This window comes from Paenibacillus sp. SEL3 (assembly GCF_054602585.1).
Genome location: NZ_CM137725.1, coordinates 1,809,759 through 1,830,530 on the forward strand (window position 1 = coordinate 1,809,759; position 20,772 = coordinate 1,830,530).

Below are 20,772 nucleotides of genomic sequence, written 5' to 3' on the forward strand. Positions count from 1 at the left end.
AAAGGCGTGTGGACAATATGCTGAGAGAAATCTGGAAGCACCGTGCCGTTTATGCTGCGATCTCGCCGTTTTATCTGCTGTTTGGCATCTTTGGACTGTTTCCGATTGGTTTTTCATTATACCTGGCGTTTCACAAATGGGACGGAATCGGAGACATGACCTACAACGGCTGGGGCAACTTTCGCTACCTTGTAACAGATCATGAATTTTGGCAGGCTGTAGGCAACACCTTTGTGATCTGGGTGTATGCAACAATTCCAATGCTATTCTTCGCACTGATTATTGCCTTTCTGCTTTATGCCCCATTTGTGAAAATGCGCACCTTATGGCGAGTTGGATTCTTCCTGCCCAATGTGACGTCTATTGTGGCCGTCGCCATCATATTTGGTGCCTTATTTGCCAACAATTTCGGATTTCTCAACTACCTTCTGCAACTCTTGGGACTGCCCATGGTTCAATGGCTGAATGTGCCATGGGGTATCCAAATTGCCATTTCTTCTATGGTCGTATGGAGATGGATGGGCTATAACGCAATCATCTATCTGGCCGGACTTCAGAGTATTCCGCATGTGCTGTATGAGGCCGCCAAAATAGACGGAGCAACCGGAGCACAAGCTTTTTTCCGCATCACTATCCCCATGCTGCGCCCAGTCATTCTGTTTACGGTCATTACGTCCACCATCGGCGGTATGCAACTCTTCACCGAGCCACAGGTCCTGGTCGGTAATGACGGCGGTTCCGGGGCAAGTGGCATGACCATCGTTTTATACCTGTACCGCGAGTCGTTCATTAACAACTATTTTGGATATGGTGCAGCCGTCGGATGGGGAATGTTCCTCATCATTGCTCTATTCTCCATCATAAACTGGAAACTCGTTCAAGGTAAAAAATAACGATGGGAAGGAGCTTCACAACATGATGCAGACACGTGCAAAATCCTTTGTTTTATATGCCGGATTGTTGGTGGGAATCATCCTGTCGATGTTTCCATTTTACTGGCTGATCGTTATGGCAACCCGTACAACTTCAGACATCTATCGTTTTCCACCGCAATTGTGGTTTGGCGGCCACTTCTTGGATAACATAACGAGAGTATTGCAGCAGATTAATTTTGCCGGAGCCTTTTTTAATACCCTTTTTGTAGCTGGTTCTGTTACCTTATTGGTTCTGTTTTTCGATTCACTGGCAGGTTTTGCATTCGCCAAGTTTGATTTTCCGGGCAAAAAAGTGCTATTTATCGTTCTGCTAGCTACAATGATGGTCCCTTCACAACTTTCGCTTGTCCCCTCCTTTGTCATGATGGCCACCTTTGGATGGGTAGGTACGTTCAAAGCGCTTATTATCCCGGGGATGGTAAATGCCTTCGGCATTTTCTGGATTCGTCAATATGCGGAAGAATCCATTCCAAAGGAGCTGCTGGATGCGGGGCGGATGGACGGATGCAGCTTTTTTCGGCTGTACTTAAATGTAGCACTGCCTATTCTACGTCCTGCGTTCGCTTTTCTCGGCGCGTTTACCTTTATAGGAGCCTGGAATGATTATTTATGGCCGCTAATCGTCTTAACGGATGAGCGTAAATTCACGCTCCAGATTGCACTGTCACAATTAAACGGGATATACAATACGGATTATGCGATGGTCATTGCGGGCACCCTGCTTGCTGTACTGCCACTTATAATTTTATTTCTTTTCATTAGCCGCCAGTTTATTTCCGATCTTGCCGCCGGAGCGGTCAAAGATTAGATTTATTTGAATTCCCTTATTCATTTCATGTATAATAGTTAATCGTCATTTCAAATAGCTTACATGGTAAAGTTAGGTATTCAACAGGCAATCAGGTTAAGCGATTTACGATTTGAACATGAACTATGAACTGAGGGGAACTTTCCAGATGAACAAATTCACATATTATAACCCCACCAAATTAATTTTTGGAGACAATCAAATTGAAGAACTGCAGCAGGAGCTGCTGAATTACGGCAAAAATATTTTACTGATATACGGAGGCGGAAGTGTCAAGCGAAATGGTCTGTATGACCAGGTATTAAACGCGTTAGAGCCGCTACATCTTAACATTCATGAATTGTCCGGCGTAGAGCCGAATCCGCGCTTGTCTACCGTTAAGAAGGGCATCGACATTTGCCGAAATGGAAACATCGACTTCTTACTTGCAGTAGGCGGCGGAAGCGTTATTGATTGCACCAAAGCCATCGCAGCAGGGGCTAAATATGACGGCGATGTGTGGGATATTATCAACAAAAAGCACATGCCGACCGAGGCTCTACCATTCGGCACCATCCTCACACTCGCCGCCACCGGTTCAGAAATGAATCCGGATTCTGTCATCACCAACTGGGAAACGAACGAAAAATACGTATGGGGCAGCGCGGTGACGCATCCGAAGTTTTCGATTCTGGACCCAAAAAACACCTTCTCTGTGCCACGTGATCAGACGGTATATGGCATGGTGGATATGATGAGCCATGTGTTTGAACAGTATTTTCACAATGTTAAAAATACACCGTTGCAAGATCGTATGTGCTTTTCCGTGCTGCAAACCGTGATTGAAACTGCACCTAAACTGCTGGAGGATTTGCACAACTACAAGCATCGTGAAACGATTTTATATGCCGGAACGATTGCTCTTAACGGAACACTGCAAATGGGCTACTTCGGGGACTGGGCTTCGCATACGATTGAACATGCATTATCAGCTGTATATGACATTCCTCATGCTGGCGGTCTAGCGATCCTATTCCCCAACTGGATGAGACATACGGTGGATCAGGATGCTGCACGCATGAAACGGCTGATGCTCAGTATGTTTGACTTAGACACCGTAGGTAAAACAGATAGAGAAATCGCCTTGGAAGGTATTGACCGTCTTACTGCATTCTGGACAAGTCTCGGTGCCCCTTCCACCCTGGCCGATTACAATATTAATGATGAGCAATTGGAAAAAATCGCAAACATTGCAGCCCGTGAAATGGAATACGGAGGCTTCGGTAACTATAAAAAGCTTAATCAAGGAGATATTTTAGCTATTTTGCGCGCATCGTTATAACATTTAAAAAGGGAGTGTCCTCAAGCCTATGGTGGCTGAAGACACTCCCTTTTGGAATTTATGAATTAACCGTTTGTCCCTTTTCTTCTACTTGGATAGCAGCCCCTACATGGGTACCTGCAAGAATACCCTTTTTCTTATTAGGATACAAAGAATCCATATAGGTTCGGGTTTCTGCAACTACGATTCCCGATAAGCCAAGCAGTGCAATCAGGTTCGGGAAAGCCATCATTGCGTTAAAGATATCTGCCAGCAGCCAAATGGCTTCCAACTTGATGAACGCACCTCCTGCCACAAGTGCGATGAACAAATAACGGTATGGTTTAATCCATTTGACACCCAGTAAATATTCAACACAACGTTCCCCGTAGTAATTCCAGCCCAGTATCGTTGTAAATGCAAATAAAATAAGGCTAATCGTCACGAGTTCTGCACCAGCCGGAAAGGCACTGGAAAACGCATGCTGGGTCATCAGACCTCCATCGTCATTTCCACTCCATATTCCCGTAACCAGCAACGTAAATCCCGTCAGATTACAAATAATCATCGTATCGATAAATACGCCTGTCATGGATATCAACCCTTGTTCTGCAGGCCATTTCGTCTTAGCAGCAGCTGCTGCAATTGGCGCACTTCCCAAACCGGCTTCATTAGCAAAAATACCTCTGGCAACTCCACTTCGCATCGCCAACATAATCGTCGCTCCGGCAAATCCACCCGTTGCAGATGTGGTCGAGAAGGCCCCTTGTAATACTAAAGCAATCGCATGAGGAAGCTCTCCTGCAAACTTAATGAGTACAATTAAGCAAACTACGATATAGAGCCCCGACATGAATGGAACAATCTTTGTGGATACCTTGGCAATACTTTTGAGTCCTCCAATCGTAACAACAGCAGTTAACACGGAAATAATGATCGCTGTAACTACCGTTGGCACTCCAAAGCTACTTTCCGTCGAAGAAACGATAGCCTTTACTTGCGGAAAAGTACCGATTCCAAATAGGGCTACAAGAACACCAGAAAAGGCAAACAACATCGCCAGCGGCTTGAAACGGCGGCCAAGTCCGTTTTCAATATAATACATCGGACCACCCGAAAATTGTCCGTTCCGGTCTTTAACACGGTATTTAACGGATAATAATCCTTCCGCATATTTGGTTGCCATCCCGAAAAAAGCTGCAACCAGCATCCAGAATAATGAACCGGGCCCACCCAGCTTGATCGCTGTCGCCACGCCAACAATACTTCCTGTACCTACAGTAGCTGCCAGTGCCGTACTCAATGCACCGAAGCTGCTTACATCTCCGCTACCTTCGTCCGGCGCTTTACCAATTAGCTTGAGCGCCAAAGGCAATCGAATAACCTGAAGCAGCTTCAAGCGGATCGTTAGCCACAACCCCGTGCCCATCACGAGAATAAGAAGCGGCGCTCCCCATATCCAGCTGTCAATCGTTTCTAACACATGTACCAAATTCATTTCAACCCGCTCCTCCAGCATATTAGAAAACAAAAAAGAGTCAAATCCGCTGATTCGACTCCTGGAGAGGTTAAAGGCACGAAAAAATACAACCATCTTGTGCAGGTTTTGCCTCTAATAGCTCATAAAAAAGCCTAGGGCATTCCCTGTCACAGGTTATTCGCGTCTCTGTCCTTTTGCCTGAGAGTTTAAGCAGATGTTCTCTGCGGTGCACCTTCGGCGCCCAATTAAGGGTCTCTCCAGAGTTCTGTCCGTTTACGGTCCCCGCTTGTGGCTGTAAACAGCCTAAGCACCTGAGAGTTTTGCCCCTTCGGTCGGAACTTTCGTTCCATCTCCCGCAAACATCAACCAGACATATGAAATTTTTATTCATTATACAGAAAACTTTCAGCTTATTACAAGTGAAAAGTTTGTGAAGCCCTCTGAAATATTATTATTGAGTCTATCAAAAAAGCGGGTACAGCAGATCGCATCCTTAGGATGTCCTCTGCTATACCCGCCCGAGATGATATGGAATTACAATTCTTCACCGTTGGTTGCTATCACATTTTTATACCAATTAAAAGAGTCTTTTTTGGAGCGTTTGAGCGTTCCGTTACCGTCATCATCCAGATCAACGTAAATAAATCCGTAGCGCTTGGACATTTCGGAAGTAGACATGCTCACAAGGTCGATAGGGCCCCAGCTGGTGTAACCAATCAGATCAACACCGTCGGCAATCGCTTCCTTCATTTGGGCAATATGCTGACGCAAGTAATCAATGCGATATGTGTCATGCACAGAGCCATCTTCCTCCACCTTATCATATGCACCCAAGCCATTTTCCACGATGAACAGAGGCTTTTGATAGCGATCATAAAACGTATTCAGTGTAACACGCAGGCCGATCGGATCGATCTGCCATCCCCAGTCGGAGGACTGCAGATACGGATTTTTCACGCCGCCAATCAGGTTTCCTGCTGCTTTCTCGCCTTCTGGACCTGCCGATACGGTCAAGGTCATGTAGTAGCTAAATGAGATAAAATCAACCGTATTATTTTTCAAAATTTCGTCATCGCCGGGTTCTGTCTGGATCACAATATTATTTTCTTCAAAATAACGATTCATATAGTTGGAATATTCCCCACGGGCATGCACATCCGTAAAGAATAGGTTCATCTGATTTTCATGCTGGGCTTTCAGTATATCCGCTGGGTTACACGTATGTGGATAGCTTTCTATACGTGCCAACATACAGCCGATCTGAGCACCCGGGATGATCTCATGTCCCCGTTTGGTTGCCAGTGCACTAGCTACAAATTGATGATGCAATGCTTGATATATCGCTTGCTGTTTGTTTTCTACACGGTCAATAACCACACCGCCACCGGTGAACGGACTCATGGTCATTACATTGATTTCATTAAAGGTCAGCCAGTATTTTACTTTATCCTTATAGCGTGTAAACACCGTTTCGGCATAATTGACGTAATGCTGTATGACTTCACGACCCAGCCAGCCATTATACTTCTGAGTCAGACCTAGCGGTGTTTCATAATGTGACAATGTTACCAAGGGCTCAATATTATATTTGCGTAGCTCATCAAATACATTGTCGTAGAATTGCAATCCTGCTTCATTCGGCTCGTGATCATAGCCATTCGGGAAAATCCGCGACCAGTGGATGGACATACGAAATACTTTAAAGCCCATTTCAGCGAACAATGCAATATCTTCTTTGTAGTGGTGGTAAAAGTCCACACCTTCACGTTTTGGGAAACGGGCATTGACTTTGCCTGCCAAAATGTCTTCGAGTCGCTCGGACGAAATCTCTATAGCGTGATCGTTCTTACGTTCCGCTTTGGGTACATAAGCAATCATGTCTGCGCTGGACAAGCCTTTTCCATCTACGTCAAAAGCACCTTCCAATTGGTTGGCTGCAGTTGCCCCGCCCCACAAGAAGTTTTTCGGAAATCCTTTTAGCATCTTCGTCATGGTATAAAGACCTCTTTCCGTATATAAGATTTTCACTTTGGCCTAAGTAATCCCATCAAATGCTGCAAATGTGAATCCATACCTAACGGTAACCGTTCTCCTTTGAAATGCATTGACAGATGCTTTAAAATAGATGTAATGCCCTCATAAGCATCCTAATTGTTGTAACGCGTTTCATGTCAAGTATTTTTTTCTTATGTGAGGAGAAGCACCATGTCGAATCTTGATCAAATTGCAAAACTGGCGGGCTTTTCCAAGGCTACGGTATCCAGAGTATTAAATCAGTCCCCCCATGTCAGTCATGAAACAAGAGCTAAGATTTTGAAAATCATGCAGGAATTAGATTATGTTCCTAATCGGAATGCCATTTCCCTATCCAAGGGTCAGACGCTTCAGATTGGTATCATCACTTCAACGATTAATGAAATTGTTCTTGCTTTTCTGGACAGCTTTGTAGAAATCGCCGGACAATATGAATTCCAGACCATTATTTATACTTCGGGAGAAGACAAAAAGAAAGAGCTTCAAGCTTTTGAAGATTTAAAAAGAAAAAGAGTCGACGCGCTGGTCATCATTTCCTGCGTGAATGACACTGATTTTTTGAGTACCTATTGTAAATATGGCCCGATCGTGGCCTGGCAACGAATGGAGCATACCGATATTCGCTCCGTCGCAATGGATCAATATGAAGGTTACATGCTAGCATTAAAGCATTTGATACAAAAAGGCTATACCCGTATAGCCAATGCTTTTGGTCGTCCGAGCAGCATCAATACCCATAGCAGACAACGAGCCTATGAACAGATCATGAGTGAGCACAATCTGCCAGTGTTGCAACACTGGAATCACTCTTCAATTTATAATATCCGTGATGGCGAACAGGTCGTACGGGATTTGTTACAGCATCGGGGGGAATTCCCAGAGGCTATTTTATGTGCTAACGATTATGTAGCTGTGGGCATTCTCTGCGAAGCACGCAGACAACGGCTGAACGTACCGGGAGATCTGGCGATTGTTGGGTTTGATAACACGGAGCTGTCGCATACGTTGGGGATTACAACGATTCAAAATCCTATCATGGCTCAAGCACAAAATGCTTTTTTCATGCTTTCCCCCCAGCTGATTGGACGCCAAATGGAGCTTCATTCGCTAGAGTACAGCCTCATTGAACGTACGACCACATAAGGTAACGCTTTACTTGCAAATTAGGCAAAAGGGTCTTGATATAAAATGTTTTTTGTCGAAACAGAATAAAAAATGTTGAAATCGCTTTTTTTTGTGCTACAATAGCACTATATCGAAGGATTGTGACCGGTGATGCGGGCAATGCCTGAGTTCAATTGAGTACTATTGCTAACAATAGTATTGAATTGTGCTTAGGCATTTTTTATTGGTAAAGGATGGGAGGGGGAACTTCAATGATTATTGAGAAGGTGCTCAATAACAACGTCCTATTGACTAAAAACGATAAAGGCAAAGAGGTCATCGTGATGGGAAGAGGTATTTCCTTCAAAAAGGTGGCTGGCGATCAAGTCGATGATGATAAAATAGATAAGATTTTCATGTTAAATGAAAACGAGTTCACGGCCAAACTAACCGAGCTGCTGAACGATATTCCTGTATCTCATCTGGAGGTCGTGAATGAAATCGTAACCCATGCAACAGAAGTGTTGGATACGGAGTTAAGCGATAATATTTATTTAACGTTGACCGACCATATTCATTTTGCCATACAACGGCAAGAAAAAGGACTGGCACTCCAAAACGCGATGCTGTATGAAATTAAACGCTTTTACAAAAAAGAATTTGCAGTTGGACTGGATGCTCTCCAAAAAATTGAAAATACGCTCGGAGTAAAATTGGGCGAAGATGAAGCGGGATTTATTGCATTGCATATGGTGAATGCACGGATTGACGGTAACGAAATGAAATCTACACTGAAAATGACCGAGATTGTCCAACATATATTGAACATTATTACGTACCATTACGGGATTGTGCTGGATGAGTCTTCTTTTAGCTATTCGAGATTTTTGACACATTTGCAATATTTTGCGATGCGAGTGATTCGTAAAGAAGTCATTCACAGTGGTGAAGAATTCTTGTACAACCAGGTGAAGCAGACGTATACCGAAGCTTTTGCTTGCGCCCAAAAGATCAATGAGTATCTGGAAAAAACATACGATCAATATTTAAGCAAGGATGAATACGTATATCTAACTATCCATATTCATCGGGTAACTGAGCGTAATAACATATAAGACTAACAACTTCATACCCCTCATCGTTCATGGATTGTGACTGGTAAGGCAGGCAAAACCTAAACTGATGGTGAAATCGACGTTCCCTTATAGGAAGAGTGCGCAGTTTTCACCACGAGTTTAGGTTTTTCTTGTTTACAAGGTTAAAAAGATGCATGCCGGCGCATCTTAGCAACAAATGTAAACGGTAAACCCTATCAGTAGCAAGAATAACCCATAAGGAGTTCTAAATATGAGTGATAAAGAACTATCTAAAAAAATAGTGACTCTCGTTGGCGGCGAAGAGAATGTCAATTCCGTATTCCATTGCGCTACACGCTTGAGATTTAAATTAAAAGATCGCACAAAAGCAGACAAAGCTGCACTGGAAGCAACACCTGGTGTCATTACAGTGGTGGAAAGCAGCGGCCAGTTCCAAGTGGTCATCGGCAACAATGTAGGTCAAGTATTTGAGCATATGATGGCAGAAACGAATTTGCAGGATGCAGACAATCCTAATGCCAAAAAGGAAGAATCTTCCGAAAAAACAAATGTTCTCGGCAAAGCGGTCGATATCATTTCCAGCATTTTCTCACCTCTCTTGGGTGCTCTTGCCGGAGCAGGTTTGCTCAAAGGGATTATGGCCTTAATTGCGTCGCTTCATTGGATTGATACTACAAGCGGTACGTATCTCATTTTGAACGCCGCTTCGGACAGCGTATTTTATTTCTTGCCTATATTCCTGGCTATTACTTCGTCCCGTAAATTTAAGACAAATGCCTTTGTATCGGTCGCAGTTGCTGGAGCACTCGTGTACCCGGATGTTATTGCAGCGGTGGACCATCCGGCAAAACTGGCTTTTCTCGGGATTCCAATCATTCTGATAAAATACAGTTCCAGCGTAATCCCAATTATTCTCGCGGTATGGGTACAGTCCTATGTGGAACGTTGGTTTAATTCCTTTGTTCATCAATCGGTTAAAAACATTATCGTCCCTATGCTATCACTGCTAGTTGTTGTTCCGTTGACGTTTTTGGCCTTTGGTCCAGTCGGTAACCTGATCAGTCAAGGCTTGGCGAACGGTTTTACATGGGTATACAATTTAAGCCCATTGATCGCCGGAGCTGTGGCTGGTGCATTCTGGCAAGTGTTTGTTATTTTCGGTGTACATTGGGGCTTCGTTCCTATTATGCTGTCCAATATTGCTACATTGGGTTATGACACGATGCTTCCGATGCTTACAGCAGCCGTACTTTCTCAAGCCGGTGCAACACTGGGGGTATTCCTGAAATCTAGAAATACTCAAATGAAGGCTTTGGCGGGTTCCTCTACACTGGCGGCTGTATTCGGGATTACAGAACCAACGATTTATGGTGTAACTTTGAAATTGAAAAAGCCTTTTATTTATGCTTGCATATCCGGTGGTATTGGTGGCGCTATTATCGCTTCTGGCGGAGCGACTGCAAAATCCTTCTCCCTACCTAGTTTACTGGCGCTGCCAACTTATTTTGGAACTGGATTCTTGTGGGTAGTCATCGGTTTGCTCGTTGCCTTTGTACTCGCAGTTGTGTTGGTTATGATTTTGGGCTTTGATGATCCAAAAGAAGAAACTGCAAAAACAGAAGCTGCGCCTATAAAGAAAGAAGTGACAATCGAGAAAGAAATTCTCGTAAGCCCACTGCAAGGTAAAGTATTGCCTTTGGAACAATCTTCTGATGTTGCTTTTGCTTCAGGTGCTATGGGGAAAGGAATCCTTATTGATCCTACAGAGGGTGTGCTGACATCTCCTGTCAATGGAACGATTACGACCGTATTCCCAACCGGACATGCCATCGGTATTACTTCCAATGACGGAGCAGAAATTCTGATTCACGTTGGTGTGAATACAGTGAAGCTGAAAGGACAATTCCTTGACAAGCGCGTCAAAGAGGGTGATGTAGTGAAGCAAGGGCAATTGTTGCTCGAATTTGATATCGAACAAATTAAGGCGGCAGGCTATACAACGACTACGCCGATTATCGTAACAAATTCCGCTCAATACCTGGACGTATTGAACACAATGGAAACTGAAGTGAAGCGTGAGGATTACTTGTTGACTGTTGTGGTCTAACATTTAATTATCAGACTAGGGCATTTTGCATAAATCCCAGGAGCGTTTTCAAATCAGCAGTATATAGATCGAAATGCTTTAATTCGTCTATATACTGTACTTACAAGCGTTGGGAATCGAATTATGCAAAATGCTGACTAAAGAAGCTTTCCCTACGGGAAAGCTTCTTTTTTATACATAATGAGACAAGTGTTACAGTGAAAAACGAAAAAATCATTTATTGTAAGTTTGAGATTGTAAAAAAAGGAGGGTTTCTGTGAAAAAAGGATATATCGCCGGGTTAAGTGTCATTGTATTGCTTCTCATTGGTATCGCTATTTCAGCTGTAGTTAAATTTCAAGATCTGGAGCAGGTTGTTCAGCAGAAAGATAAAGAGATCCAAGCAAGCAAAAGCAATTATCCCGAAATATATGACCACTTGAATGCGGTTACACTAGATGGTTTTAAGCGTTTGATTCAGCAGGATCAAAGTGTGTTTGTCTATGTCGGCAGACCGAGTTGTGGCGATTGCAATCGGTTTGAGCCTAACTTTAACAAGATGATCGAACAGTATAATCTAGGCTCTAAAATTACTTTTTTGAACGTTCACAAAATCCATAAGGACAAGCCTCAATGGAATAAATTCAAAGAGGATTACAACGTTAAATACACCCCCACTATTGCAGAATTCAGAAACGGCAAGCTGGTTGATAAAATAGAATGGACGCCCAAAAGAGACCTCAGTACGGATGCTGTAAAAGAGTGGCTGACTTCCAAGAAAATTATTATTTTATAAGTCTCTTTTCTATTCAATTCATTACAAACACAGAGAACTGTTTATGCAAAAAAAAGGTATTCATTCGTATAACGCATGAATACCTTTTTAGGAATGAACAGGCATCTAAGCTCTAATAAAAAATAGTTCCTACTACTCTTCACTGCCTTCTGATAAACCTCGTTCGTATCTATCAGTCCCTATATTGTAGACACTTCATGAGTATGGTCGTCAATCGAATCAGGAAATTCATAACGGATAATATCCGTTTCGGATACGATATGTCCGATTTGTGACTCAATGAATTCTAAATCTCCTTCTACTGCCCCTATAAAATGCTTTGTACCGGGTTCAATGACGATGACCTCACCGGGGCTGACTGTCTGTATCACGCCATTGATAGAGACACTCCCGGTTCCAGAAACTATAGTCCAAACTTCTTTACGAAACTGATGCTCATGATAGCTGATAAATCTCCCGTTTGAAATGACCACGCGTTTGGTCACTGTCTGCAATCCACTTGCTGCCGCTTGATGGGATAACACCGTTTGCTTTCCCCAGAAGCGCTCCTCAAAACGTGGTCCGATTTCAATTTCCGCCACCATATCCTTAATTCCTGTGGATGACTGCCGATCCGTAACCAGCACGCCATCCGGCCCGGCAACGACGATAATGTCCGGGACATTCCAGATACTGACCGGAATCTCCAGTTCATTGATGATATGCGAGTCATGTGAAGCTTCTGAAATATATCCTGGACCACTCAGCTTCGAACTTACTTCTCTCACCAACGAATCCCATGTGCCCAAGTCTCTCCACTCTCCATGATATGGAAGCACAGAGAGCTTATGAGTATGCTCTACTACCGCAATATCGAAGCTAGTTTTAGGCAAGTCTGCATAATTTGTCGAAAGAGATTCATAGTCGGATGGTATACCCATTTGCTTCAGAATATCCAATAAAAAGCCCAGTCTAAAAGCAAACACCCCGCAATTCCATAAGGCCCCTTCACGGATCAACGCTTCTGAACGAATCAGATCCGGCTTTTCTACAAATGAACTAACCCTATAATATGGCTGGTCAAGTGAAGGAGAGGCTGAAGGCACAATATATCCGTATTTATCAGAGGGTTCCGTCGGAGCAGCCCCCATTAATGCGATATGGCTTCCTGATTGCTCTAATATGGAAGGAAGCCTGCGCAGATGCTCAAAAAATTCATCCCCCGCATACCCGTCCACAGGCATGACCCCTACGATCTCGTCGCGTGATGCGCCTGCAACGTCATGCAAGTAGGCCGTAGCCAGGGAAATGGCCGGGAAGGTATCCCGCTGAGTCGGCTCCTCAATGACTACAGCATCTCCGCCAATTTGTCCTCGAATCAGCTCGGCCTGAGTTCCACTCGTTGAAAAATAGGCCTCATCTGCCAAATTCGCCTCATCTAATTGCCTCCATATTCGTTGCAGCATACTTTCGGGCCGTTCGTCGTGACGTAGTATGGAAAGAAACTGCTTGGGACGGTTCACATTGGATAAGGGCCACAGACGTTTACCCGAACCTCCAGATAATAAAATCATTCGCAAAGATGCAACCTTCTTCCTGTAAATTAATATTTTTCTTACATTATAAGACTGTTCATTTTTCGCATTTCTGCCGAATACATAAGTATGTATTATCGTGGCAAATACATGATTATGCAATGCTATTGTATCTTTGTCTGTACAGGAGATGTCAGTCATGCCCATAAAAATACTCATCATTGAAAATCAAAAAGGTTTGGCAGATATGATTGCTCTTCACCTTCAGGAGGAAGGCTATCATACCGAGCTTATTTATGACTCTAAACTTGCAATTCCTACACTCATGCGTTTTAAGCCGGATATTATTGTGACCGCTCTAATGTTTTCCGGTAAAGTCGAATGTGCGCTGATCAGCCAAATCCGTCAATTTACCACAGTCCCTATGCTGGTCATCTCTAATAACACCGTGCTGAATATAAGAATAAAAGCTCTGGATGACGGAGCAGATGACTTCTTATGCAAGCCGTTCAGTCTGATAGAGTTAAATGCCCGCATCAAAGCCCTGCTGCGCCGCTGCGGCCGCAACATGCCTGTTGAATCGCCAACCGTTACGCAAAGGCTTAAAAAGGTAAGAGTGTGGGTAAATGATTATCGTCACAGCCTGCTAGTCGATGACCAAGAAATAGAAGTCACTCAAATCGAATTTTCTATTATAAAAGAAATGTCCTGCAATCCAGGTAAAGTCTTTACCCGCAGTGAGCTGATGGATCGGATCAAAGGCGGAGATGGCGCTTATCTGGATCGCACTATCGACGTACATATTTCCAGCCTCCGCAAAAAAATAGAACGTGACCCTAAAAATCCTCAGCACATCCGTACCGTCTGGGGCAGAGGCTACAAATATGAGATGTAGCCGTATCATGGCTACCCATTTCCCCACTGAGCAGCTTGCTTTTTATGGAAGGTTTCGCTTCTTCCATCGCCGATAAGGAAGAAAACAAGCTGCTCCACCCAGTATCCCTATGAGGAACAGTCCCCATCCGAAACGGTAGGCGGAAGCCAGAATAACGACGACTTTCCCGTTCCCGTTACCATTGGTAATAAATCCGGTAGTTACTCCATTCACAGACAGACGGGCTCGCTGATTTTCGCCACCCAGCCTGAACTCCCATAGTGGATTGGGTGATTCGGTCTCCCGGATCAGCACCTGCTGATGTGTCGGATTATATAGCGTAAAACTACGTTCCATGGAATTCTCACGAGTAGCCTGAATGCTTTCCGAAGCATGTGGAGCCATAAAAAAGGTATCCATATCCGTTCCCTCAAACAACGTAAATTGATCCACTGTAATCATGGCTTGATAAGGGATAATGGAATATTCCTTCATTTGAAATAAGCCTGACTGCTTCTTGTGCGCATGCGCTAAAATTTGAAACTGCATCATGGCGGTTCCTGCCGGTGCCTTCACAATTTGATCATAATGATTCCATTGTTCCTTATCTCTCTCCTCCACCTCATCAATATAGGAGGTTTGAAGAACCTGGGACGCTTTATTCAAAAATATGACCTTCATGTGCCGACTTCCAACTTGTGCTGATCGCGCATCCAACTGCACGGCATACTCTTGCAGCGGCTCGGCCTTCATTTTCTTGGACGCATATATATTCCAGTCACAGGAATAGCTAGGTGTGTAACGGATAGAGAGTCCTTCGTCCATAAATGACAGGTTCGTCTGGCCAGGTCGTATATCCGCTACACATCCGACATCCGTGTCTAATGACTCCTTCGTGTTCTCCCCAGGCATTACCGTCACTTCCTGCCCGCCCATTCGATGAATATCTCCAAAACGGCTCAATGACGGTACTTGGCTGTCCAGCACAAGGGTTAAGTGATACTTTCCCTTGGTTAGGAACAGATTTTTGAATTCTATTCGGCCATAGTCGTTCAGCAGACCGGGAATTTGTATGATTTTCTTGGCAAAACCATCCTGATCGGGCACCGTTTCAATAACCTGCTTTTCAGATAAAGAGGTAGCGGGTAACCGCTTATACGACTCTTCCGTACGAATCGTTCTGGTCAGCACCTCTCCCGTCTCTTCATTCACCCACTTCATCGTTAATGACCCATGGTATCCTGCAGGTAGATTAGCCAAAATAGCTGTGGCATAGGTTCCCGTTTTGGCGACTTCCACATCCCTGCTTAACGTCCCCTTCTGATAGCTGATCCCTCGCCCCATACTAAGTCTTGGCAAAGCACGCTCCGTCTGCACATTCCCTTGGGCGTTAAAATCGTTCTCTGCCTCCAAGGTGAAAAAGAGCTTGCCCCGCTTCAATGCCTGCTCCACTGGAAAAGATAACCGATCTAGCTGATCCACAGGCACAATCGCAAATTGATTGACCGCATTAAAACCTTGCAGGTTATTAACCGTGACTGGAGTATCTCCTTTTGGAAAAACATGTTCTCCCAGATCGACCCATTGAAATTGGTTTAAACCATCATCCTGGGTCTTGATACTAACCACTTTGTCCGGTAACGTGACTTGTAATTTCCCGCCTGCCTTATTCATAAACACTCTGGCATATACATGCGAGGTTTGAGGTTGATCCAGTTTTTTGTGCATCGTAAACGTGTTAGGCTTACTGTATTGCCCCAAATCACGTAGCTGGATATCATGAATCCACCAGTAATTTTTTTGCTGTGGACGCTGCAGGGTTAACAAATCCATTCGCATCCAATAGCTGCCGGGCGGCGACACGTATTCCCCGTAAAATTTCACACTGTCAAAATTATATCCCTCCGAAGGCGCCACGACATAGCTAACCCCCAGTTCACGCATTTGCTTATCGTAAAATCTCATTTTCACATGCATTTTGTTCGTTCCGCGACCGGAAACAGTAATTTGGAACTGATACGGATTATTTTCCTTGGCTTCCAGCAAACCCGATCGAGCGACCTGCCATATATTACTCGGGTCACCCTTCATAATTTCGCCATGCAGAGTTGGCACATCATTCAATTCCTCACGGGGATTAGCCTGCACACTGAACAACTGCGGGTTATCCGGCTTGAAGAAGGTTTCGGTCCGCAACATGGAATCAAAGTCCACAACCGTCTTCCCTTCGATGCTGCTCATCTGATACGGGGCCACATCCAGCTTCTTACTGGCAAAGGTGACCGCAATCCCTGCATCCATTTCCATATCGAACGGAAAGTTCCGTATATTTTGGGAGGATAAATACCACAACCAATCGTTGGTCGAGGCAAAGGTTTTGGACCATTTTAAAAAGGCATTACCATCCTCAATGGCATCAAAAGGCCGTAAGTAATCCTCTGCTGGAAGCTGTGACAATAGCAAGTCATTAAAGGACACCGCTTCCACATAATCCCCTTTGTTAATCGTCTGGACGGTTTTTAGCTCAGGCTTTAACGCACTGAACAGCACTCCAAAGCGGCTAAAATCAAAACCGGGCAGATGGCTGTAGCTCTCCAGCCGGCTAAAACCGTAAGGTGTTACAATTTTACTCGCAAGGATGTTCATATAGGGTGGTGTCTGGTCGAGATTGAATATGGAAAATAGCCCGTTCTGGTACGTACGTTTCAGCCCGGTCTGACCTTCCAGCTGAGAGAGGTGGAAATCCTGACGCTTCTCCTGTCCCACATATTCATCATGGTAGACCAACTGGTTAACACCAAAGGTAGAGAACAGCCAACCTAATCGGGAGCTTAATCCGTTGTCCATGACATACTGTAGAAAATTCATATAGTATGTAATACCGGGATCATTGCCCTCATGATGAAAGATCGTATTTTTAGGAGAAGAGTATACCTGAAAATCTCCCGTTGCCTTTTCGTTTGCGGTCTTCCCTTTATTCCATTTGGGCGTGGCTACTCCGTTATAGCTCTGAATCATATTGTCAGCAATCGGAAAGTATAATGCCTTGCTATCGAAACGATCCGGATCAGTCAGCTTTTCAGCCATTTGAGCATAAGCCTCTGGCACTTGTACTGGCTTGTAGTACCCCTCAATGAACTGAGTGCGCAAGGGAGCAAAATATACCCCCAGGCACAAGACAACGATAACGACCGCCAGCTTTTTATATACACGCTGTAGCGGCGAGGATCCGAACCATTCCATAAATTGAATGACACCAAAGGTCAGCAACACCCCGAAGTTAAGGGCAATCAGTCCAATAAATTTGTTAGGATCACGGAAAACCGAACCAATCACAGGGGTTTTCGTAACCAGAATGACAAACCACTTGGCAATCGATGGGAACGTCGTCCCGGTAGCTGCAACCAGAAACAGCAGCGTAAGTAGCGAGAAGATCAGAATGATCGGATTTTTATGTGAACGTGTCACCATCGCATACCCGATCAATAGCAACAAAAATCCCCCTCCTACATAAAACATGACAGGCAGTGAGGACAAGGAAAACATGGGCCACCAATAGCTCAGTAAATAACCCACATTATTTAAACTGCTGTTGCGGCTGAACAGAGACAACGTATCCACGACATTGATATTATGCTGAGACGCTTGAGCGTCCATCAACATGCTACCGACATATAGAGACAACCAATAAAAACTGAGCAGACCGAAAAACATGCCAAAAATGATCCCTTTACGCAAAAAATTGCCGTATAACGGCTGCAAATAGGTGCGACCAGCCTTACGGTGGGTCCAGGTCAGCTTGATCAATAGCAACATGGTGAACAAGCCCAAATAAATCATGCCGAAGAAAAAATAGTGAATTGCCGCAGCACTAACGGTGAATACCGCAGCCAACAGAAACAGGTCGATCCAGTTCCGCTGATACAGCTTGTGGGAATGATAGTTTTTAATTTGTTGAATTTGAAACTTGGGGTCCACCGCACTGAAAAAGAACCGCAGCATTAACGGAAATAAACTATATCCACAGAGCAAATAAATATGCTGAATGCGGAAAATAACCCACGGATTCAACGCATAAAACAACGAGCCGACCATGATGGCAAAAATACGGGTCTTCGTAAAGCTTGGTGAATAATACACGCTAACCAATCGTTTGGCAAAGGCATACATCGAAAATGCCGAAACAAATAACAAGCCTGTAATAAACGACTTGAGCAAGACCGGTCCGCTTTCGTCAAATAAGAGTGACAGTCCATAGAAGGGCAAGATGTACAGGATACGTGGAGCATTGAACAAGGTCGAGGTAGACCATCGCTCGTTCCATACCCCGGTTATTTCCTCCAGATACCGATGAGAGGTGGCTCCAAAAGCAATGTCGCTAAACACAATTTGCCCTGGTCCATAGATGGGTGCAAGATATGCAACAATCGCAATCAGCATCAACATCATTGCCGCCATATCGTAACGATAGTGAAATACCCATTTTTTCATGCTTGTCCCCCTCTCTTGAACTTCTCGTATATCTGTCGGTTATCTTGGACCTATCTTCTCAAACGAACGATTGCCTGCAAGCCCTGATCGGTATTACGCAGCTTTAAACGGCCGCCTATGGTCTTCAGGTATGCATCCATATGGTACAAGCTGAATGCATGCTCCTGCGAGTTTTGGGAATAGTCTGGCTGGAAATAGCTCCAACGCATTTTATCATCAATCCCGCCGCCTGTGTCCTCAATGATAATAACAATTTCTCCTTCTTCCAGCCGTGAACTAACCTTAAGCACTTGAGATTGTCGCTTGGACCGCAGACCTGTTTGGCCCTGTTCTTGATCCTCAGGCTGTTCTCCGCCTTGGCGTCCCATGGCCTGCACTGCATTTTCCAGCAGTCCCTGAATCGTTTTGTACAGCATGGGTGCTTGTGCTGCAATCGATGGAACAGGCTCTTGCCGCAAGATCACTTGAATGTTCTTCATGTTCAATGAACGGTTCGCCCATTTCAGCGACTCAGACAATATTTCATTCATATCTGTAAAGCTAATTCCACTATTATCATGCATCTTCTCTTCCAGCTCATCGCGCAAGCTACGAACTCCCGTCAGTAACTCTCCCAGTGAGGATTCCTGTCTGAGGCGACCCTGGATAAAATTTTCATTCAACTCGCGAAAATACTCCAGTTCCTCATGAGAGGCTCCTTTTCCCTGACTGGAAGCCGCTTCAAAGCGGTTTGCTAGATCATGATAGAATCCCAGCAACTTCAAATCATCACCACCTGTGAGACGGCTAGTCTGCTCTTGCAGCTCTTGTAGCTGCTGCTCAATCGTCTGCATTAACGGCAAATAATACATGTCCTGCTGCTGTCGCATATCTTCATCTCGCCGTTGATCACGCACCTGGTTGTTCACGATGGCATCCTTCACAATCCTTTTGCGGAACTGTACGAGCATGGCCCACAGAATGAACAATATTAGAACCATGACCATCCACAACTGTTTGCCGAAGGAGCTGATTCGCTGTGCTGTATCCTCGCTGACATCCTTAACCGATATGTAAAGGGCTTCTTCCCCAATGCGGCTAAATCCTATCCCGTATTTTTCACCGTCATCTTCAATGACACCTGTATTGCCCTCCAGCAGCCTACGGGTGACGCCCGTGATGTCCGTTCGGTTAATATCCGGATTACTTCGGGAAGCTACAACTTTAAATTGACCGTTATAAAATAAAGTCTCATACTGGTTAACCGGTTTACTTTTAATAATTCCGCTGAGCATATCAGCGTCAACCTTGCGCACCATAAAACCGCCCATCTGCGCTCCTTGAATCCTGCATGCGATATACTGGGCAGGCTGATGATCCTCTGTCACAAAAGAGCTTACTGCACAACCATTTTGCAGCCACTTAATCTGCTGGACCGCACTTTTCATCTCACGATTATCTCGTCCGACCATCACATGATACTGTTCATCCAGCACATAAAAGGCCCCGCTTTCACGCTTAAACCCCTCAGGATACTGGCGTGTTCCCTGATTCAGCATATCTCTGCCCAGACTGGACGACAGCTCCTTCAATTCAGCCTGCCATGCGGCATAACGCTCGGTTATGCTGCTAGAAAGTTCCTGTACCTCATACTGGAGCTGTTCATTCTGAATCTCCGCCAAGTGAACACTGAATTGTCGCACGACAAACCATTGAAGCACAGCGGCCAAAAACACGGTCACACCCAGTACGATCAGGTACAGGATCAGCTTTTGCCAACCTGGTTTCAACAAAGCCCATTGTTTCATGCTTCCCTGTCCCCTCCATTTTGTTCACGACGGCTCAAAATAGCCTGCATCAGGCATTCCAGCTCGTAGCTGACCAGCGGTAGCCGTGCGCACAGCAAACGGGGAGTGCGGCGCTGGAGGGCAGCAAACCTCGCAGCGGTTTCCGTTGCCCCGTCCGTCAGTAGGATCAACTCGCATGTTTTTGCGATATATAAGCGATCCAACTCTTCCTCGCCGTATTCCCGCAGATCAACAACGTAAATATCATGACGATCGTCCATATGCTGAAGTGCGCTGGAGACAACCAGGGTCACCCCTGTATGCCGTGCAGCATGATACTGATGAAGGAGACGCATACCTTTTTCCCAGAGGGCATGCTCAGCCGAATCAAATCGTTCACAAAAAAGACGCAACGCCCGTTCTGTATTGACATCTTTCAAAAATGCCAAAACGCTGATATTATACATGTAGTTCCTCATTTCTTACT

At 44.7% G+C, this 20,772-nt stretch carries 14 protein-coding genes and 2 riboswitches; of the genes, 8 read left to right on the top strand and 6 right to left on the bottom strand.

Annotation, left to right across the window (positions count from 1 at the left end):
* Window positions 1–17 precede the first annotated feature (17 nt).
* The 3 genes from ACYCS5_RS08450 (at window position 18) to ACYCS5_RS08460 (ending at window position 3,064) form a co-directional block, all read left to right on the top strand.
* Window positions 18–893: a carbohydrate ABC transporter permease gene (locus ACYCS5_RS08450; RefSeq protein ID WP_029518392.1), complete on the top strand. Its 876-nt coding sequence runs from the start codon at window positions 18–20 to the stop codon at window positions 891–893.
* Window positions 894–915: 22 nt separating this feature from the next.
* The gene (locus tag ACYCS5_RS08455) at window positions 916–1,743 is read left to right on the top strand and encodes a carbohydrate ABC transporter permease (protein WP_029518391.1); all 828 of its coding nucleotides are present in this window, start codon (window positions 916–918) and stop codon (window positions 1,741–1,743) included.
* A 148-nt stretch (window positions 1,744–1,891) separates the two neighbouring features.
* The gene (locus ACYCS5_RS08460) at window positions 1,892–3,064 is read left to right on the top strand and encodes an iron-containing alcohol dehydrogenase (RefSeq protein WP_459760925.1); all 1,173 of its coding nucleotides are present in this window, start codon (window positions 1,892–1,894) and stop codon (window positions 3,062–3,064) included.
* 58 nt (window positions 3,065–3,122) lie between these two features.
* Here ACYCS5_RS08460 and ACYCS5_RS08465 read toward each other — a convergent pair whose 3' ends face one another.
* Window positions 3,123–4,541: an alanine/glycine:cation symporter family protein gene (locus tag ACYCS5_RS08465; RefSeq protein WP_459760926.1), complete on the bottom strand. Its 1,419-nt coding sequence runs from the start codon at window positions 4,539–4,541 to the stop codon at window positions 3,123–3,125.
* A gap of 158 nt (window positions 4,542–4,699) precedes the next feature.
* Window positions 4,700–4,794, bottom strand: a riboswitch (glycine riboswitch).
* A gap of 18 nt (window positions 4,795–4,812) precedes the next feature.
* Window positions 4,813–4,889, bottom strand: a riboswitch (glycine riboswitch).
* A 168-nt stretch (window positions 4,890–5,057) separates the two neighbouring features.
* Window positions 5,058–6,515, bottom strand: coding sequence for a glycoside hydrolase family 1 protein (locus ACYCS5_RS08470; RefSeq protein WP_165148771.1), 1,458 nt, complete (start codon window positions 6,513–6,515; stop codon window positions 5,058–5,060).
* Between the two features lie 213 nt (window positions 6,516–6,728).
* On the opposite strand from ACYCS5_RS08470, the gene ACYCS5_RS08475 reads away from it, so the two are divergent.
* From ACYCS5_RS08475 to ACYCS5_RS08490, 4 genes are all read left to right on the top strand, one after another.
* A complete protein-coding gene (locus ACYCS5_RS08475; RefSeq protein ID WP_029518387.1) occupies window positions 6,729–7,700 on the top strand; it encodes a LacI family DNA-binding transcriptional regulator in 972 nt (323 codons plus the stop codon).
* 233 nt (window positions 7,701–7,933) lie between these two features.
* Window positions 7,934–8,776, top strand: a complete 843-nt coding sequence (gene licT, locus ACYCS5_RS08480) for a BglG family transcription antiterminator LicT (protein WP_023990001.1) — start codon at window positions 7,934–7,936, stop codon at window positions 8,774–8,776.
* Window positions 8,777–9,008: 232 nt separating this feature from the next.
* Window positions 9,009–10,865 (top strand): beta-glucoside-specific PTS transporter subunit IIABC, encoded by a 1,857-nt coding sequence (locus ACYCS5_RS08485; RefSeq protein WP_165148765.1) that lies wholly within the window; start codon window positions 9,009–9,011, stop codon window positions 10,863–10,865.
* Between the two features lie 256 nt (window positions 10,866–11,121).
* Complete coding sequence (locus tag ACYCS5_RS08490) at window positions 11,122–11,640, top strand: thioredoxin family protein (protein WP_029518385.1); 519 nt, start codon at window positions 11,122–11,124, stop codon at window positions 11,638–11,640.
* A 179-nt stretch (window positions 11,641–11,819) separates the two neighbouring features.
* Here ACYCS5_RS08490 and ACYCS5_RS08495 read toward each other — a convergent pair whose 3' ends face one another.
* On the bottom strand, window positions 11,820–13,193 hold the full coding sequence (locus tag ACYCS5_RS08495) for a sugar phosphate nucleotidyltransferase (protein WP_165148878.1): 1,374 nt from the start codon (window positions 13,191–13,193) through the stop codon (window positions 11,820–11,822).
* Window positions 13,194–13,353: 160 nt separating this feature from the next.
* Here ACYCS5_RS08495 and ACYCS5_RS08500 point away from each other — a divergent pair, with 160 nt between their 5' ends.
* Entirely contained in the window at window positions 13,354–14,049 is a 696-nt protein-coding gene (locus tag ACYCS5_RS08500) for a response regulator transcription factor (protein ID WP_459760927.1), read from the top strand.
* Between the two features lie 42 nt (window positions 14,050–14,091).
* Here ACYCS5_RS08500 and ACYCS5_RS08505 read toward each other — a convergent pair whose 3' ends face one another.
* The 3 genes from ACYCS5_RS08505 to ACYCS5_RS08515 are packed head-to-tail and all read right to left on the bottom strand — an operon-like array spanning window position 14,092 to window position 20,752.
* Window positions 14,092–18,519, bottom strand: coding sequence for a hypothetical protein (locus ACYCS5_RS08505; RefSeq protein ID WP_459760928.1), 4,428 nt, complete (start codon window positions 18,517–18,519; stop codon window positions 14,092–14,094).
* Window positions 18,520–18,569: 50 nt separating this feature from the next.
* On the bottom strand, window positions 18,570–20,306 hold the full coding sequence (locus ACYCS5_RS08510; RefSeq protein ID WP_342434418.1) for an ATP-binding protein: 1,737 nt from the start codon (window positions 20,304–20,306) through the stop codon (window positions 18,570–18,572).
* A complete protein-coding gene (locus ACYCS5_RS08515; protein ID WP_029518378.1) occupies window positions 20,303–20,752 on the bottom strand; it encodes a hypothetical protein in 450 nt (149 codons plus the stop codon). The genes ACYCS5_RS08510 and ACYCS5_RS08515 overlap by 4 nt, the downstream gene beginning before the upstream one ends.
* Window positions 20,753–20,772 lie beyond the last annotated feature (20 nt).

Bases quoted from the DNA above. Each gene is read 5' to 3' on its own strand.
- ACYCS5_RS08450 (WP_029518392.1), top strand. From the start codon at position 18: ATGCTGAGAGAAATCTGGAAGCACCGTGCCGTTTATGCTGCGATCTCG.
- ACYCS5_RS08455 (WP_029518391.1), top strand. From the start codon at position 916: ATGATGCAGACACGTGCAAAATCCTTTGTTTTATATGCCGGATTGTTG.
- ACYCS5_RS08460 (WP_459760925.1), top strand. From the start codon at position 1,892: ATGAACAAATTCACATATTATAACCCCACCAAATTAATTTTTGGAGAC.
- ACYCS5_RS08465 (WP_459760926.1), bottom strand. From the start codon at position 4,541: ATGAATTTGGTACATGTGTTAGAAACGATTGACAGCTGGATATGGGGA.
- ACYCS5_RS08470 (WP_165148771.1), bottom strand. From the start codon at position 6,515: ATGACGAAGATGCTAAAAGGATTTCCGAAAAACTTCTTGTGGGGCGGG.
- ACYCS5_RS08475 (WP_029518387.1), top strand. From the start codon at position 6,729: ATGTCGAATCTTGATCAAATTGCAAAACTGGCGGGCTTTTCCAAGGCT.
- licT (WP_023990001.1), top strand. From the start codon at position 7,934: ATGATTATTGAGAAGGTGCTCAATAACAACGTCCTATTGACTAAAAAC.
- ACYCS5_RS08485 (WP_165148765.1), top strand. From the start codon at position 9,009: ATGAGTGATAAAGAACTATCTAAAAAAATAGTGACTCTCGTTGGCGGC.
- ACYCS5_RS08495 (WP_165148878.1), bottom strand. From the start codon at position 13,193: ATGATTTTATTATCTGGAGGTTCGGGTAAACGTCTGTGGCCCTTATCC.
- ACYCS5_RS08500 (WP_459760927.1), top strand. From the start codon at position 13,354: ATGCCCATAAAAATACTCATCATTGAAAATCAAAAAGGTTTGGCAGAT.
- ACYCS5_RS08505 (WP_459760928.1), bottom strand. From the start codon at position 18,519: ATGAAAAAATGGGTATTTCACTATCGTTACGATATGGCGGCAATGATG.
- ACYCS5_RS08510 (WP_342434418.1), bottom strand. From the start codon at position 20,306: ATGAAACAATGGGCTTTGTTGAAACCAGGTTGGCAAAAGCTGATCCTG.
- ACYCS5_RS08515 (WP_029518378.1), bottom strand. From the start codon at position 20,752: ATGTATAATATCAGCGTTTTGGCATTTTTGAAAGATGTCAATACAGAA.